The sequence below is a fragment of the Bacteroidales bacterium genome (assembly GCA_029210725.1).
GTDB lineage: Bacteria > Bacteroidota > Bacteroidia > Bacteroidales.
Window position 1 is genome coordinate 89,997 of record JARGFM010000008.1, and the last position, 16,693, is coordinate 106,689.

Consider the following 16,693-nt stretch of genomic DNA (forward strand, 5'->3'; position numbering starts at 1 on the left):
ATACCTACTTCTTCCCGAACTCGGGGTCGATTCTCAGGAAAGGGATCAGAATAAAGCTGGGAATGGTGCAGATCATTACCCAGATAAAGAAGTGCTGGTAGCCAATCAGCTCCTGCAACCAGCCCGAAACCATTCCCGGGATCATCATACCCAGCGCCATAAAGCCGGTGGTCAGGGCAAAATGAGCCGTCTTATGCTTGCCTTCCGATACATAGATCATATAGAGCATATAGGCAGTAAATCCAAAGCCGTACCCAAACTGTTCCACAGCAACAGAAGCGGCCACGATCCACAGGGATGAGGGCAACAGGTAGGAAAGAAAGACATAGACCAGGTTGGGCAGGTTCATGGCTAATACCATCCACCAGAGCCAGTATTTCAGTCCCCGGCGCGATGCTGCAATCCCCCCGATAATACCCCCGATGGAAAGGGCAATGATCCCGATGGTCCCGTAGATCAGTCCCAAATCGCCGGTGGTTAAGCCAAGTCCGTTGGCCTCTCTGGAGTCCAGAAGGAAGGGAGATGCCAGCTTCACCAGCTGCGATTCGCCCAAGCGGTAAACCAGCAGGAAAAGCAGGATCACCCCAATATTCTTCTTCCTGAAAAAATCCGCGAAAGTGGCCAGGAACTCTTTCAAAAAACCACCCTCCCCGGACCGGTTACTTATGTCAGAAGCCGGACGTGGCAGGGCAAAGCGGTGGTAGATATGGAATCCTGCAAAGAGCAGAGCTACAACGATGAAGACCATGGTCCATGCAAAACGGATATTCCCGCTCAGACCTGAAAAAGAGGCTGAGGATGCTTTTTCCAGTTTGGGATCCAGTTTGAAAACCGCAAATGCCGGTACTTCCCAGTTCTCCTCATTGAATTCGTAACGGTAACTGCGGGCCAGGGCAATACTCTTGTCTCCCTTCTCAAAGCTGAAATTCAGAACAATGTTCTCACCTTCCTCCGGTTTCGAACTAAGCCGGAACCAGGTATACCCCACATTGCCGGTTAGCTCTGCTTCGGCAGCATCTTCACCATGGTCCGAAACGTTTCCCTCTTCTGCCTGGTAAAATCCGTGCCCACTGTTCCATTCTTCCACCTTATGGTACAGCTTATTTGCTTCCGCCTCCGTAATCCTTTCTGTCCCTATCCGGATCTCTCCGGGGGTAAGAAAATAGGTCTCTCCCCCCTCCGGTTCCACCGTGATTGCTTCCGGGTTAAAGGTGGCGGAGGTCTGCTCTTCGACCGCCCTGACCATAAGCTCTACCTCCGGGAGACCGGTTTTGGCTTCAAAATAACCGGCCAGGATGACCAGAAGTCCCTGGCCCGTAAGCATGGCCAGCCTGTAAAAGGTGCTTCTGATCCCGACAAAGAAGGCCTGGTCCCCCTTGGAGAGCCCCAGCATATAAAATCCATCGGCTGCAATATCGTGGGTGGCCGAACTAAAGGCCAGAAGCCAGAAGAATGCCAGGGTAAACTGGAAAAACCGATCCACGGGAATGGTGAAGGCTACTCCTGCCAGTCCGGCTCCGATACAGAGTTGCATCACCAGGATCCAGAAGCGCTTGGTACGCAGAATATCCACCACCGGTCCCCACAGGGGCTTAATTACCCAGGGCAGATAGAGCCAGCTGGTATAAAGAGCAATCTCAGCATTTGAAATGCCCATACGTTTGTAAAAGATAACCGAAAGGGTCATCACCATCACATAGGGAATTCCTTCGGCAAAATAAAGGGAAGGCACCCAGAGCCAGGGATTGGAAGCTCTCTTTTTACCGCTTGATTCAGGATTTGTATGACTCATATCGTTTTTCAATGCCAGCGTCCATAAAATAGTGATTTAATATCTCTCTGTGGGAGTAGCCTTTGCCGGCCATAACCGCTGCACCGATCTGGCAGAGTCCCACGCCATGACCCCAGCCGGCTCCTCTCAACAGGTAGTGGCCAGGTACCCCGTTCTTAATCTCCAGTTTCTCCACTACAAAAGCAGAACTGTAAAGGTGAGAACTGCTTAACCAGCGCCTGATCTCCAGCTCCTTCCCCATAATCAGCGTCTTCTTCGAGCCAATGATCTTCAGCCTGACCAGCCTGCCCGACTCTCCCCGCTCCACGGGTACCAGGTCCAGGATCTGACCAAAATCCATCCCGGACTTCTCCCGGATCAGGGAGGCAATCTCCTCCTGGCTGTATTCCACCTCCCAGCGAAAAAAATCACTGGAGCCCTGGTCGTAATCATTCAGGACCTGCCGGAGCAGGTCCGCATCCGAGGTGTTACAAAAAGCCTCCGGCGAGTCCCGGATGAATCTGACCGCATTGGCCTCCACCTTCAGGTCCCCGCTGTGTAAGAGATCCGGGCGGGGATGGTCCTCCACCCGCTTCAGATAGGGATGAATCACGGGCTCCCAGCAGTACTGAAACTCCTCCACCACTCCCCCGCAGCATTTGGAGAAGCGGGCATCGCATATCCTGCCTCCATATTCCAGCACCTCTCCCGCAGTCTCCCGGACGGCCTTCACCACCTCCGGATTGTGCGAGCGGGTGGTGCCCTGGTAACGCTGGCAGTGATCATCGGCACAAACGTGAAAAAGCTCGTGATCCTCCCGGTCGTACCAGCGGATGTACTCCTCATCAGTAAGGTGCTCCATGTTGTAGGCTTCTCCCGATCCTGCCAGAACATCCTGCTTTTCGATCTGGGCCAGAAGCCAGCTTCTGGATATGATGGTATGAGCCTTTAACAGTTCCGGCGAACTGTCACCACGCATCTCCGAGGAAATCACCGAGATCAGGTAGTCCTCCACGGAGATTACATTTACCACCTGGATCTCCCCACCGGAGAGCATCAGTTTCAGCGCCCCCTGGAACTCCTGGTCCTCCTTCTGCTCCCAGTGAAAGCCAATACCAATCACCACCTCCCTGAGGGTAAAGCGACCGAAAACCGGATCTTCCGGTTCAAGCAGAAAGGCCTCCTCCGTGACCAACTCTGTCTCCTGGCACCGGATCTCCAGCTTGCCGCCTGTCGCCCTTGCTTCCGCATCTCCGTGCAAAAGAGACCCGCTCCCCTGGATTCTGAACTCACCATCCAGCCTGAAACGGATCCTGTCCGACCTGATGATTCCTACTTCAATTTCCGGAACGTGTTTATTAGTCATACGATTCAAATTTCTGTTCAATTACCTGATTCATCTGCCTGAAATGTCCAGGCGGGAAAGTAACCTGAGAAAAGATATCCTCAATATCCTCCCTGCTAATCTTCAAAAAGTCCTTCTCATGCGGAGTGATCAGGGTCCCTCCCATATCCACGGAGGCCGGACTTAAAAGGATGTTTTTTTCTCCCTCTTCAAAATATTGCCAGGGCCGGTGCCTGCCACGCGGAAAAAGCAGCACCTGCCAGGCAGTCGTGTAATAGGATAGCATATTGATCATGGGCTCCTCCCCGCCCTGCAGTTTACGCAGGAAGCGGAATGCCCCCCGGCCAAAGTCCCCGATCAGCTCTTTGGAGCCAGACTCCAGTACATAGAATCGGCGGAGTCCGTCCGACACAGCCGTCACTCTGATTCCGCTATCGTTCAGAAGCACCTTCCCGTATTGATCTTTCAGGGCGGTGATCTCCTCCTCAATGGGCATAAACCCCCTGTTCCCGGCCTGGAAATGCATGTGATCTGGTGCCGACGCCCCGCAGTCAGGGGCATTATAAAAGAGCGCCAGATCAGGAAGTTCCCTGCTGAGCTCAAGGAAACGGTCAAACTCCGGCTCAATCACCTGGGGGGTGTGTGTCGCTTTGGCAATGGTATAGTGCGCCCTGAAGATGGGAAAGGGGTTACACAGTATCTCATAATCGTCGCCTGCCCATACCTGTTTCTCTTCCGGCGGACGGTTCTCCGTGCAGAGGAAACATGCCCGCTGCCGGATGGAAGCCTGGTCCACTTTGGCAGCCGATGAAAGAATGCGTTTGGGATTGCACTGAACGCGGATGGTGAAACCGTCAAATTTAAACTGCTTTATCTGGGCCCCGTCCAGCTTTTCCCAGTTGGCACCGAGCAGTGGCCAGCTGGACAACTGATCCTCAAACAGGGCATCTGCTTTCTCCTGCAAACTCATTCCCTCTCCCGGTTTAATTCGATTCTCGCCTGCAGCTCAAAGCTCCTCAGCCGGTCCTTGTAGGTGTTGTGCCTGTTCTGAGCCTCCACACTGAGCGAAGCATCCGAATTGTCCTCCCAGCGGCGGCAAAGATAAAGCGGCTTATAGATCCGGCCGATCTGGTAATACCGGCTGATGGCCAGTCCCACCCCGTAATCTTCGCCATAACTCACGTTTGGAACATTGATCTTTCTCAGTACCGGGGTATAGAAGGCTCTCGGCGCACCCAGCCCATTGATGCGCAAAGCGTTGTTTCTTCCATTCTCCGGGGTCCACTCCTGATGATCGATCACTCCCGGCGGAATCTCCTCCAGCCTGAAGTTCGTCATTTTATAACTCCCTACGACCATGGCGCACTGCTGTTCGTAAAAAGCGGCCACGATCTGCTTCAGGGTATTCTTATCGCTGTACAGATCATCGCTGTCCAGTTGAACGGCAAACTTGCCACACTCCGGATGATGTACCCCCACATTCCAGCATCCGCCAATACCCAGGTCACGCCGCCAGGGAATCACATGGATCAGATTGGGATATTTTTCAGCCAGTCCGGCCACAATGGAAGTCGTCCCGTCGGTGGAATGGTTGTCGACCAGGATCAGGTTAAAATCAAAACCGGTCTCCTGGAGCATCACCGATTCGATGGCATCGGCCACCGTCTTTTTCCTGTTCAGCACCGGAACGATCACCGAAGCCTCCACAGGAAACTCGCCCTCGTCAAAGCGGATGGTTTTGAAGCGGGGTTCCAGGTAAGCTCCAATCTCCTTCAGATGGCTGGTCACCGCCTGCTCCATCTCCACTTGCACCTCTCTGTTCGCGGGGTCCACGTAATCGAACATCTTTTTCCCTGAGGCTCTGGTATCCACAGGCTCCACCGCATACAGATATTCAGGGATTCTCAGGGGCAAACCCTCCTGGCTCAGTTTTAGGCGCAACTGGTACAAACCGGCATACCCCAGCGACTCCCTGATCGCGCCTGCGGCCCTGATCAGGCTCTGACTTCTGAAAAACAGCACCGGTCCGAACTCAAAGTCATCGCGCAGACTTCCCAACTGATAATCGATCACCGGGTGGCCGGAAAGCCTTCCCTCCTCCATATCAAAATAGTCGGAATACAGCATCCCGGAACCCGTGGAGGAGGCCAGTTCAAAAAAGCGCTCCAGAGCCAGCATTCCAAAACGGATCCCGGACTCGCGGGTAATCACCAGAGCATATCCGGCACCCCTGGAAAAATCTGCAATTTTCCGGATGGTATCGGTGCTGAAGCTGCCATTGGTGCGGATAAATTCACAGCCACCGGGTACGGCAACGTCCTGCTCTTCTCCCAGCAGATAGATCCTGTTCACCAGGGGACTGGCGGATAGCTCCTGCAGGGTTTCTTTCCAAATCTCGACGGTATTACAATTAAGAAAACAATTGATCCTATTCATCATCTTTCTTTTTCAACAGGTAATTTATGGTACGGCTCATAAGGAGATCTCTCATCTCCTGTTCCACCAGGGTCTCAAAGGGGAATCCCAGGGCCACGATGCCATACTCTCCCCGGAAGGCCACCCCCGCGCTCATGTTATTCTCCGAATACCTCATCAGGGTGATGGCCGTGGAATCGGCCGGTTCCAGGGCATCGGCACCCTCCACGGTATAAATGGCTGAATCTGCATCCGTATTAAAGTGAAACGGCTCGTCCATTTCCGCAAACACGGGATCCATACTGTAAACCAGTCCCAGGCGGGAAGCATTGCTGGTTCTCCATTTGAACTTAAAAAGGCTGCCTGCCACACTGTCCTGCTTCTGCATATGCATATCGGAGGCAATGTGCGCTCCTGTTACAAACAGGGCCCCTCCGCTCTTCAAATAAGCATCCAGCACGTTCAACATACCGGGGGACCAGACCTGGTAATGGCATACCGAATCGTTTTTCGGCATCCAGGTGGACCGCTCCTCCCCGGCCAGGTAGTCCACGAGCGCATAGCCCGACAGGTCCAGGGAATCACCGCTCACAGCTTCATCACTGAAGGAAACAAAGGAATAGCCGGCCTTTAGAATGGAGAGACCATGTATGTAGCTAAAATTAAAACTGTTACCCGGAATTACCCGGGTTTCCAGGTTGGCATAAGAGGCTCCGTGACCGGGAGAGTCATCATCCAGCCAGGGCGACTCCTTGCTGAAATCGAACTGGTCCCCCACGGTATGGAGATCCACCAGGTAAGGCACGCCCTGATCGACCATATTCATGAACCCGGCGTGTTTCGTATCGTCGAACCAGGCCGGACCACTGGTACGGTCAAAGGCGTTGATGATCGCCACGCTTCCTTTTGAATCAGGCGCTTTGCCTATGGAAAGTTCCTCCGACGGGAAACTCTCCCCCCCCCTGTTTACTGCGCAAACCTTAAAGGAGTAGATGGCACCGGCTTGTACCTGATCCAGAACAAAGCGTGTTTGACTCACCGCTGTACCACGATCATAACCACCCCCGTTAATCCGGGTGTAGACTATAAAACTTTCAGCCTCAGCGGTCGGTTCCAGTGGATCGCTGACCGCTTTCCAGCTCAGGACAATATTCCCATCCCCGTCAAAGCCGGACTGAAAATGGTCCACAGGCAGGGGCTGCACCGTATATCTGGTCCCGTACTGGGTATCCAGGAACTTCAGGATCCCCTTGTAGATGGCGCGGCTCACATGAAAGCGGAACATGGGTTCCTGGCCAAAGCGCATATCTATGAAATTCTGGTGAGAGAAGAGTTCCAGCAGCATCGTCGGCACATTGGGCCTGAAAGCCTCGCTGTAGCCCCTGTCCCACATCCCTCTCCGGGTCCAGGCCGGATCATGGACTGCCCTCAGATCCTCCACAATCTGCGACTGTACCAGATCGGTCAGATCTCTGGAGGCCATTTTGGACAATCCTCCCGGAAAAACACCTCCCCGGGTGGTGGTGCTGTAGATGCCCAGGGTGCCAATCACGGTATCGTTGCCGGTGATTCCCGCGTCGGTATGAAAGGCCAGGGAGAGATCTACGGGAATACCCAGGCCCCTGGCCTGACGATTGGCTGCCGGACCGGACGGAGCACCCATCAGGTAATTGACCCACTCGCCCCGGGACTGATAGTCGTCGTTATAGTCATTGGAATCGTTCAGTTTCCAGACCAGGGTATCGGGCATCCCGGCATACTGCAGGTAGTAGCGGGCACCCTCCTGATAGCGGGGGCGCTGACTGGTAAAGCCGTTCCTGGAAATATTCCCCATGCCCCCTCCGAACTTAACCGCATCGGCCGAAATAGTCTTTCCCCGCCTGGCCCCCTGGTTCAACAGGACCACCCTGCCACCGGCCGTATGAATTCCCTTTTCAAAACGGAACCTTCCCAGGTAGATCCAGGTGCCACCCCCCATTTGCTGGTTGATGTTAAATTCGCTCATCCCCCCGCTGTGATGCACCCGGTAGAGAGCATCACTGCTATTCTGCGGCGAGGCCTGATAGGAAACATAGACGGCATAGTCGCCCGTTTCAGGAATTTCCGGGATCCACTGTATGGATCCGGTAGCCTGGCGGTCGGACTGCATGGTCTGGTAGGATCCCAGCCGAAAGGGATTTTCATTCACATAGGGCGGAAAACCCAGGCCAAATCCACTGCCCGGCACACTGGTCTCCAGGTATTCCGGTGCCACATAAAGGCTGTTTCCGCTGCTTCCGTCATTATCCACAATGACCTCATGCACCTGCCAGTCACGCTCACGGGGCATCAGCACAGTGGCCCCTGCGTTTTCCAGCATGGGGACCAGAAAAGGCAGGGTATAGGAGAGGGGATAGATATCCTCGACCGTCTGAAAGATCCTGGCACGCTGCCACTCCCAGCGGTTAAGTTTGGGTTCATAATACCAGCCGTGGCTGTGCCAGAGGGCAATGTTGATATTATGCAGGGCCGAGCGGGAAAGGTGAGGCCTGGAGAGATGGCTTACCAGCGGAGGGGATTTCCTTTTCAACTGACCGGGGGTCCGGTTCCGGTCCATCAGTTTAGCGGAACTGCGATAGTGATTGGGTACCAGGGTCCGGATATTCACCCGGTCCGAAAAAAGTTCTATTTCGTAGCTGTCGTAGGGGGCTCCCAGGCGCGACCGGATCCCTGATAAAAGTGAATCAACAGTTGCCTCCCGAAAGGGAGCATAGGCCAGCTGTTTATCTGCATGCACCCAGATCCTGTCGGGCTTCTTCAGGATCGTAACCGACAATATGGAGGTGGAGTCTGTTTTCTGGTAGCCCGTCAGGCTGCGGAACCATGGACCGTTGAGCAATGAATCCGCATGGTGCCGCACCAGGGCCTTTGCCACAGAGTCTTTCATAACTGCAGGTTCCCGGGCGAATAGGGAGGTAAACAGAAATAAGTTCAATAAGAAAAGGGCAGCGTGGTTCAGAAATCTATGCATCGGTGATCCTATTTATAAAGATAATACGGTGCGGAGCGCTGCCTGAACCCGTCCACATCCCTGTTCCAGTACTCCGACAGGGCAGAAAAGTCAAAGTTGCTCATCAGGGAGGTGCGAATGTGATCCGTGCCGCAAACCTTATCGAACATGTCGTACCTGCCCTCCTTTCCTTCGAAGGGATCAAAATCCGGATCCAGCTTCCGGGCCTCCTGCAAAAACCAGAATTGAATGCTGGTCAGCGGAGCCTTCCGGGGATCCGTCAGGTGTATCTGAACCCCTTGCAGGGGAGTTCCCTGTTTAGCCATATAGTAAGGCTTGAACCAGATGGGACGAAACTCTACCCCCTCTATTTCCAGGGAATTCATAGCATGGGCCAGCCGGAGGGCATCGATATTTTCAGTGGCCAGCAGCTGAAACGGAAGGGTATATCCAATGCCGATCATATTGGGATCGAGTTCTCCGATGATCCCGGTGGCCGGATAAAAAAAGGCGGTGTGGTAATCCGGAATATGGGGTGAGGCAGGTACCCAGGGCAGTCCGCTTGTTTCAAAAGTCATTTCCCGGTGCCAGCCCTCCATGGGAACCACCTGTAATTTACAGGTCCTGCCATCCTTCAGCATCCCCTCGCCGTTCAGCATCAGGGCCAGCTCCCCGCAGGTCAGACCGTAGATATAGGGAATGCTGTACTGGCTTACAAAAGAGTGAAAACCCTCTTCCACCAGCGGCCCCTCCACCCGGAGCCCCCCCAGGGGATTGGGACGGTCGAGGATCAGCACCTCCTTGTCCATTTCGGCAGCCGCCTCCATCACCAGGCCCATGGTACTGATATAGGTATAGGAGCGAACCCCGATATCCTGGATGTCATACACGATCACATCCACCTGTTCCAGCATCTCCCTGCTCGGTTTTCTGCTCTTCCCGTACAGGGAGTATACGGGGATCCCTGTTTGTGCATCCACCTGGTCCCCCACATGATCACCTGCAGAGAAGTCTCCCCGGACTCCATGCTCCGGACCGAAGAGAGCCGTCAGCTTCACATGTTCAAAGAGGATATCGATGGTGGAGCGAAGCGATTTGTCGACACCGGTGGGATTGGTCACCAGTCCGACCCGTTTGCCCCGGAGCAAATCAAAGTCCCGGTCAGCCAGAACCTCAATCCCGGTTTTTACCTGAGAATGTGCTGTTTGAAACATGGCGAAAAGAAGGAAAAGAAGTGCAAATTTGCGGTGAGCCGGGTGCTGTTTCATGCTTCTGAATTTGAATTATAAAGATAATATTTAACTTTACAAGTATAATACGTCATACCAATTATCGTGCCTTTCATCTCATGAGCAGCCTTCAAAAAAGACTTTCCGGCGCCATCGGCAAAAACCTAGTTCACACCGACGATCTGACCCTGATTTCCACTGCAGCAGATGCAGGATGTTACCGCAAGATACCAAAGATTGTACTGAACCCGCAAACGGAAAAGCAGCTTATTGAATCCCTGAGAATTCTGAATGAAACAGGAACTCCGGTCACTTTCCGTGCGGCCGGGACCAGCCTTTCCGGGCAGGCCATCTCCGATTCCGTACTTCTGCAGGCCAGGGGGGATCACTGGAGCCATTATGAGATTCTGGAAGAGGGTCGCCTGATCAAAGCTGAACCGGGAATCACCGGCACCAGGCTCAATCAGCTTCTGGCTCATTCGGGGATGAAATTCGGTCCCGATCCGGCCTCCATCTCTTCAGCCATGGTGGGCGGAATTATTGCCAATAATGCCAGCGGGATGAGCTGCGGGATCCATGCCAACAGCTATGCCACCATAAGGTCTGCCCGAATCATCTTTCCGGATGGCACCCTGCTGGATACAGCCAGCAGGGAAAGTTGTGAAAGCTTTCTCGGGTCCAGACCGGAACTGGTTTCAGTCATCATGAAGATCCGGGACGAAATCCTTTCCAGGCCTGAGCTTGTTAATAAGATCCGGAAGAAATACAGCATTAAAAACACCACCGGTTACGGGATGAACGCCTTCCTGGACTATGAAGACCCCATAGAGATCATCCTCCACCTGATGGTAGGTTCCGAAGGCACCCTGGGCTTCGTATCAGAAGCCACCTTTGCCACCCTTCCGCTTAAGCCATTCAGGGCCTCCTCGCTGATTTACTTCAAAGACCTGGAAGCGGCCTGTAATGCCGTTCCGCTGTTAAGGGAAGCCAGAGTCCCCGCCATTGAGATCATGGATCGCAAAGCCCTCCGGTCGGTGGAGAACAACAAGGGTATTCCGGAGTACCTCAAATCGCTGGGCAGGGAAGTGACCGCCCTGCTGATCGATCTGGAGGAAGAAAGCCCCGAGGCACTGGACACACTGATCGAAAGAACCCGGAAAGCTCTTTCGGGCTTTGAGCTGGTCAGGGATTTCGAAGTGACCACCGATCTGAAACAGATCACGGATTACTGGAATGTCCGCAAAGGGGTCTTCCCTTCAGTGGGAGGAATGCGTAAACCGGGAACCAGCGTGATTATCGAGGACGTGGCCGTCAGCGCGGAGCACCTGACAGACGCCGTTATGGAAATGCGCCGGATGCTCGACAGGCTGGGCTATGAAGAGGCTGTCATTTATGGTCATGTGCTGGACGGGAATCTCCATTTCATATTTTCCCAGGACTTTCACAGGCCTGAAGAGCTGAAGCAATATGAAGAAATGATCCTTCAACTCACCAGGCTGGTCGTGGATAAGTATGACGGATCCCTGAAGGCCGAGCACGGCACCGGGCTTAATATGGCCCCTTTTGTTTCCTATGAATGGGGGGAGGAGCTTTACTCTTTTATGAAAGAAATTAAGCAAACCTTTGATCCCGGGGGCATCCTGAATCCCGATGTGATTATCTCCGGGGACCCTGAGCTTCATCTTAAGAATTTTAAACCGATGCCCGTCATCGATGAGGCGGTGGACCAGTGCATCGAATGTGGTTTTTGTGAGATTAACTGCCTCACCACCGGACTGACTCTTTCGGCCCGTCAGCGTATTGTGGTTCAGCGGGAAATCGAGCGGTTGAGCCGCCTGGGCAAGAGCCCCGAAAAAGTCCGGAGCCTCGGCAAAGCCTTTGCATATCAGGGTGAGGGCTCCTGTGCGGGAGACGGACTCTGTGCAGTCACCTGTCCCCTCTCCATCGATACCGGTGTTTTGATCAAACACCTGCGTGCCAGAAACAATGAGCGGAAACGGCCCGGGAATCCCATCGCCACCCGGATCGGAGAGCACTTCCCGGCGATTCACTTTTTTGTGAGGTCGGGATTGGGATTTATGACCGCACTGTACAGACTCATCCCATTTAAAAAGATCTGGATCTGGGACCATCATATGCCCCGGCCGGTGAGGAAGAGCGCCCTGAAAGCGCCTGAATATTCAGGTGAAAAGGGAAAGAAGAAGGTGGTCTACTTCCCCAGCTGCATCAACCAGAGCATGGGGACCGCCGTACGGGAAAAACAAAAGAAATCTCTGGTGAAGGTGACGGTGGAAGTCCTGGAGAAGGCAGGCTTTGAGGTAATCTGTCCGGAACACATGAACAGGCTCTGTTGCGGTACTCCCTGGGAGAGCAAGGGATTCTTTGACATTGCCGATGCCAAATCCGGTGAACTGGAGAAAGCCCTTCTAAAAGCCAGCCAGGATGGAGCATACCCGGTGCTCTGCGATACCAGTCCATGCACCCACCGGATGAAACGGGTCATGACAAATAAGCTGGACCTTTACGAACCGGTAGAGTTTATCCACGACCACCTGCTGGACAAACTGGATCTGAAAAAAACGAAAGAAGCCCTGGCCTTCCATGTGTCCTGTACCAGTACCAGGATGGGGCTGGAGGAAAAGTTCAGGGCCGTGGCCAGGGCATGCACGGAGAACCCGGTCTTTCCGGAAGAGGTCGGTTGCTGCGGTTTTGCGGGAAATAAAGGCTTTACCCGGCCCGAAATTAATACCTGGGCCCTGAGAAACCTGAAACTGCAGGTGGACCGGCTTGCGGCAGGCTATTCCAATAGCCGGACCTGCGAAATTGGGCTCTCCCGGAACAGCGGAATTGACTACAGATCCGTGATGTACCTGGTGAGGGACTCCATCAAAGAATAAGCATCTGCCGGGTACTTGTATTGCTTCCGGCCTGAAGGCGGTAAGAATATAAACCCGGTTCAAGGATTCTGGCTTCCACGCCCACCGTGTGTGATCCGGGCCCGTAGCGTTCATTTGCCAGGGTTTGCACCTTTCTTCCGGTCAGGTCAAACACTTCCAGCAGCACATGTTGCTCGGAGGGAAGGGAAAAGGTGATGCTTGAATAATCGCCAAAGGGATTGGGGTGGTTCTGCCCCAGCTCCATCTGCAGGTCCTGCTCCAGCACGCTATTGTAAACAGGTTCGTAGACTCTCACATAATCGATCACCAGATCCTGGGGAAAAATGGTGCTCAGGTCGGGCGATCCGGGCCAGTTCCCGCCCACGGCCAGGTTGATCAGCAGGTGAAATCTCCGGTTAAAGGGTGCCGGGAAAGCAGCAGCACTGCTGTACCACATCCCGGTACCCAGGTTCTGGTATCGTTCTTTATCCACATACCAGCGAAGCTCTCCCTCTTCCCACTCCAGGGCGAAGGTATGAAACTTGCTGTGGAAGGCGGTGTCATCTGTTATATAATCCGTTCCCCGGGACTGGTTTTGCGGATATGGCCCTCCATAGTGGATGGTCCCGTGCACCCGGGTGGTGTCGTGCCCCAGGTATTCCATGATATCGATCTCACCGCTGGCGGCCCAGTTGCCATAATCATTGTCCGTAGGAAGCATCCAGATAGCGGCCCAGAGTCCCTGTCCCACAGGCATCTTTGCCCGGAATTCAAAGCGCCCGTAGGTCCAGTCGCCCAGGTTGATGGTCCGGATCCTTCCCGAAGTAAACTGGCTCGTAGCAACATTCTCTCTTTTGGCTGTAATGGTCAGCATCCCATCGGCCACCTTCACATTCTCCTCTTTGTAATACTGCAGCTCATTGTTTCCCCAGCCGTCCAGGCCGTATTCCGAACCCGTTCCGGTCATGTAGGACCACTTGTCCGTATCCAGGGCATCCCCGTCAAACTCATCGGACCACACCAGTTGCCAGTTCTGGCCGCTTAAAGTTGCAGCTAGGATAAAAAAACCAAATACAAACAAGTGCTTCATGATCCTTTCCTGTTATTTCTTAATGCAATACAGTTTCTTATCTCCTTTAAATATATAGGCGTCCCCCGCCACAGCTACGGATGCCCAGAAACGGTCATCCAGGCTGTTCTCGTGCAAGAATTCAAATTCCCGGCCTGCCCGGATTACCTTGGTGATCCCCCTTTCGTCCGTAAAGAAGATCTTGTCCGCATGCGCCCATGGGCTCGCCCAGCAGGCTCCGACACCATCCAGTTTTTCCTGATAAACGATCTCTCCCGTTTCAGCATCCAGGCAAGCCAGTTCGCCGCCCCTGCTCCCTAAAAGGTACAACAGCCCTTCATATAAGAGCGGGGATGGATTTCCGGTCGGGGCATCCGCCTTAAACCAGGCCAGTCCCTCCCTGGAAGCGCTGATGGAATCCGGGGAAATATCTCCTTCTGCTCCGGCCTTAATGGCAAAAAATGTTCCGGGTACATCCCGGAAGCCGGCATTGCCCATAAAAAGAAGAGTGTCGCTGGCCACAGGACCCGGTATGCTGTACCTTCCGTCCATCCGGAGTTCCCAGAACAATTCACCGGTAAGCGGATCATAGGAGCGAGCCCTGAGCCCCCCGGTCACCAGCTCGGTCCGCTTACTGTTCTTCCAGATAAAGGGAGTGCTGTAGCTGGTCTTCTCATCGCGCTTCACCCTCCATATCTCCTCACCGCTTTCCGGATCCAGTGCAAGCAGGAAAGAATTCTCTTCATTATCCACCTGTACATATAAACGGCCTTCATAAAGTAACGGAGATGCTCCCGTACCCCATCCGTTCTGGGTCTCATACGCACCCAGGTCCTTTTCCCAGACCAGCTCTCCCTCCAGGGTAAAGCAGTACAGCCCATTCATGCCAAAATAGACATATACTTTCTCTCCATCCGTTACAGGAGTCTCCCCGGCATAATTGGTATTGGGGTGCCTGGAAGTCCTCGGATTGCCCCTGCGGGCTACTCTTTTCCATATCTCCTCCCCGGTGAGAAGGTCCACACAGCTGACTTCCCAGCGATAAACATCCATCAGGTAGAGGTTCTGGTTTTCCTGTCCGGCGGAATCTCCCCCCTCCCCTGGTTTATTAATTTTCTCAGGGACCACCGTAGCCAGGAAGATCCTGTTGCCCCATACAACAGGTGAAGCCCAGCCATCACCCTCAACTTCATAGGTCCATGCCACATTCAGATCCTCCCCCCATTCATCCGGCAGATTCTCGCCTTCGGCAATCATACGGGCATCGGGCCCCCTGAACTGTGGCCAGTTTTTGTTTGACGCATTAGTGCAGGAACTTACAAGGATCATAGATACAATGATCATCCATCCGGTTCCGGATACTTGAGGAAGGGAAAGTTTCATAATATTTGGTACATAGTTGAAAACTCGGGATACAAGATAAACCATCTTCCCCATATTCCCCAATCAAGAATTTCAACAGAATGCTCCGACAGTGAATTTCTGAATCAGCCGTACCACTTCCTGGTACGGTTCTGCAGTTTATTGAGAACATCGATGGTGATATTTACATCCTCCACGATCTGGAAGTCGAACATACCCACGCAGATGAAGTCGGCCCCTTTCTCAAAGGCCCAGTTAAATCCGTCTTCAGGTGCTATGGCCCCGGCGGCGAGCACTTTAAAGCCCATCACCGGCACGGTGGCCCGGGCCACAAACTCGGTGGTCTTATCGGGAAAGAGGCAGAAGCAATTATTATGGAACTTATTATGATCCAGGTAATTCTTTCCGTCCACTTCAAAAGGAACCCGGTTCTCCATGGGATGAGCCGACCAGTAATTATCGTGATGCATGGTCTTCATATAATAGTCCGGAATGATACCCGCTTCTTCGGTTGCAATAAGTGCATCCACGGTGTGCGAGGCCAGTCCGGCCACATAACCCTGCCTGCGGATATGATCCATCATCTTCTCCACCACATCGATGCGATCATCCCTTACCAGCCAGTCGACCTGGTTCCCCTGGATCTGAACAATATCCACCCCGTAATCGATAGCTTTGTCAATATTCACATAGTAGTCTTCCTTCTCCATATCCGGATGGACCTGCGAGATGACCTTGATCTTGCTTCCGGTGGCTTTCTTGTATTTGGCGATCAGGACGTTGGTCGGGAAGCCTATGTTAATGGTATTGATCCCGGCCTGTTCGGCCAGCATCAGGGTTTCATAAACCTTGCGTTCGGTGTTATAGGCTTTGAAAAGGGAGGAAACATAAATCAAGTCCCGGGCATGGGCCCATCCTCCAACCAGGTTGCCTCCGGCAACCAGCCTGCTGATCTCGTGCGGACCAATCTTACCTGAGGGAAGCTCTCCTTTCAGATCTGCCAGGGACTTAAAATTCAACTGGATGGTAGCACCGGACATCACATCCACCTCTTTTCCCACATGACGGAAGGCGCCCCATCCCATGGCTCCCAGAATGGGAAGGGTGGCCAGGTTTTTCAGGGCCTCACGGCGTGAATTTGTTCCCTCTGCCCCTTGATTTTCCGCGGCTTCTTTGCTCTTCCACCACCGGTACAGGTTTGAAATCCCGTATCCGGCAGGAGTGCTTGCCACAAACCAGAGTAAGAGGAAAGCTTCAATAAAATTGCGGTTGACAATATAAAAGTGACCTTCCACCGAACCGAACAAAGAGATGCCAAAAGGCGGATAAGCAAAGTAATACAGTACCAGAAGGAGGATACCCCCTGCAGAAGCCAGCCGGATAAACAGCCCCAGGAACAGGGCCAGTCCAATAAGGATCAAGCCATAGACATTCATAAAATCGACCATCCGCACCAGACTCTCCCCGGAGGCCAGCCAGTGGTAAAAGCCGGAAAGGAAGCCGGTGGCATTGGCCAGGTAACTCTGGGCCGACCAGTTCTCCATAAAGAGTTTGGAGAGACCCTCATATAGAAAGTGCCACCCGATGGCGGCACGAATAATGGTAATAAGCACTTGTTTTAAACCGGGATGTTTCAT

10 protein-coding genes are annotated in these 16,693 nt (G+C 53.4%); 1 reads left to right on the plus strand and 9 read right to left on the minus strand.

Annotated features, from left to right (window positions below):
• Positions 1 to 4: 4 nt before the first annotated feature.
• Genes P1P86_06215 through P1P86_06240 form a run of 6 tightly spaced genes read right to left on the minus strand, consistent with a single transcriptional unit; the run spans position 5 to position 9,788 of the window.
• Entirely contained in the window at positions 5 to 1,792 is a 1,788-nt protein-coding gene (locus P1P86_06215; protein ID MDF1574770.1) for an MFS transporter, read from the minus strand.
• The gene (locus P1P86_06220) at positions 1,773 to 3,137 is read right to left on the minus strand and encodes a SpoIID/LytB domain-containing protein (GenBank protein ID MDF1574771.1); all 1,365 of its coding nucleotides are present in this window, start codon (positions 3,135 to 3,137) and stop codon (positions 1,773 to 1,775) included. The genes P1P86_06215 and P1P86_06220 overlap by 20 nt, the downstream gene beginning before the upstream one ends.
• A complete protein-coding gene (locus tag P1P86_06225; protein ID MDF1574772.1) occupies positions 3,130 to 4,086 on the minus strand; it encodes a DUF4922 domain-containing protein in 957 nt (318 codons plus the stop codon). Before P1P86_06225 ends, P1P86_06220 begins: the two co-directional genes overlap by 8 nt.
• Positions 4,083 to 5,552, minus strand: a complete 1,470-nt coding sequence (locus P1P86_06230; GenBank protein MDF1574773.1) for a glycosyltransferase — start codon at positions 5,550 to 5,552, stop codon at positions 4,083 to 4,085. The genes P1P86_06225 and P1P86_06230 overlap by 4 nt, the downstream gene beginning before the upstream one ends.
• The gene (locus tag P1P86_06235; protein ID MDF1574774.1) at positions 5,545 to 8,541 is read right to left on the minus strand and encodes a xanthan lyase; all 2,997 of its coding nucleotides are present in this window, start codon (positions 8,539 to 8,541) and stop codon (positions 5,545 to 5,547) included. The genes P1P86_06230 and P1P86_06235 overlap by 8 nt, the downstream gene beginning before the upstream one ends.
• Positions 8,542 to 8,549: 8 nt before the next feature.
• Complete coding sequence (locus P1P86_06240) at positions 8,550 to 9,788, minus strand: DUF1343 domain-containing protein (protein ID MDF1574775.1); 1,239 nt, start codon at positions 9,786 to 9,788, stop codon at positions 8,550 to 8,552.
• 80 nt (positions 9,789 to 9,868) lie between these two features.
• Between P1P86_06240 and P1P86_06245 the strand changes: the two genes are divergently transcribed.
• Complete coding sequence (locus P1P86_06245; protein MDF1574776.1) at positions 9,869 to 12,646, plus strand: FAD-binding and (Fe-S)-binding domain-containing protein; 2,778 nt, start codon at positions 9,869 to 9,871, stop codon at positions 12,644 to 12,646.
• On the opposite strand, the gene P1P86_06250 is transcribed toward P1P86_06245, so the two are convergent.
• The 3 genes from P1P86_06250 to P1P86_06260 all read right to left on the minus strand — a co-directional run bounded on the left by P1P86_06250 (position 12,636) and on the right by P1P86_06260 (position 16,693).
• The gene (locus tag P1P86_06250) at positions 12,636 to 13,715 is read right to left on the minus strand and encodes a family 16 glycosylhydrolase (GenBank protein MDF1574777.1); all 1,080 of its coding nucleotides are present in this window, start codon (positions 13,713 to 13,715) and stop codon (positions 12,636 to 12,638) included. The genes P1P86_06245 and P1P86_06250 overlap by 11 nt on opposite strands.
• 12 nt (positions 13,716 to 13,727) lie before the next feature.
• Positions 13,728 to 15,077: a PQQ-binding-like beta-propeller repeat protein gene (locus P1P86_06255; GenBank protein MDF1574778.1), complete on the minus strand. Its 1,350-nt coding sequence runs from the start codon at positions 15,075 to 15,077 to the stop codon at positions 13,728 to 13,730.
• Between the two features lie 104 nt (positions 15,078 to 15,181).
• The gene (locus tag P1P86_06260) at positions 15,182 to 16,693 is read right to left on the minus strand and encodes a DoxX family protein (protein MDF1574779.1); all 1,512 of its coding nucleotides are present in this window, start codon (positions 16,691 to 16,693) and stop codon (positions 15,182 to 15,184) included.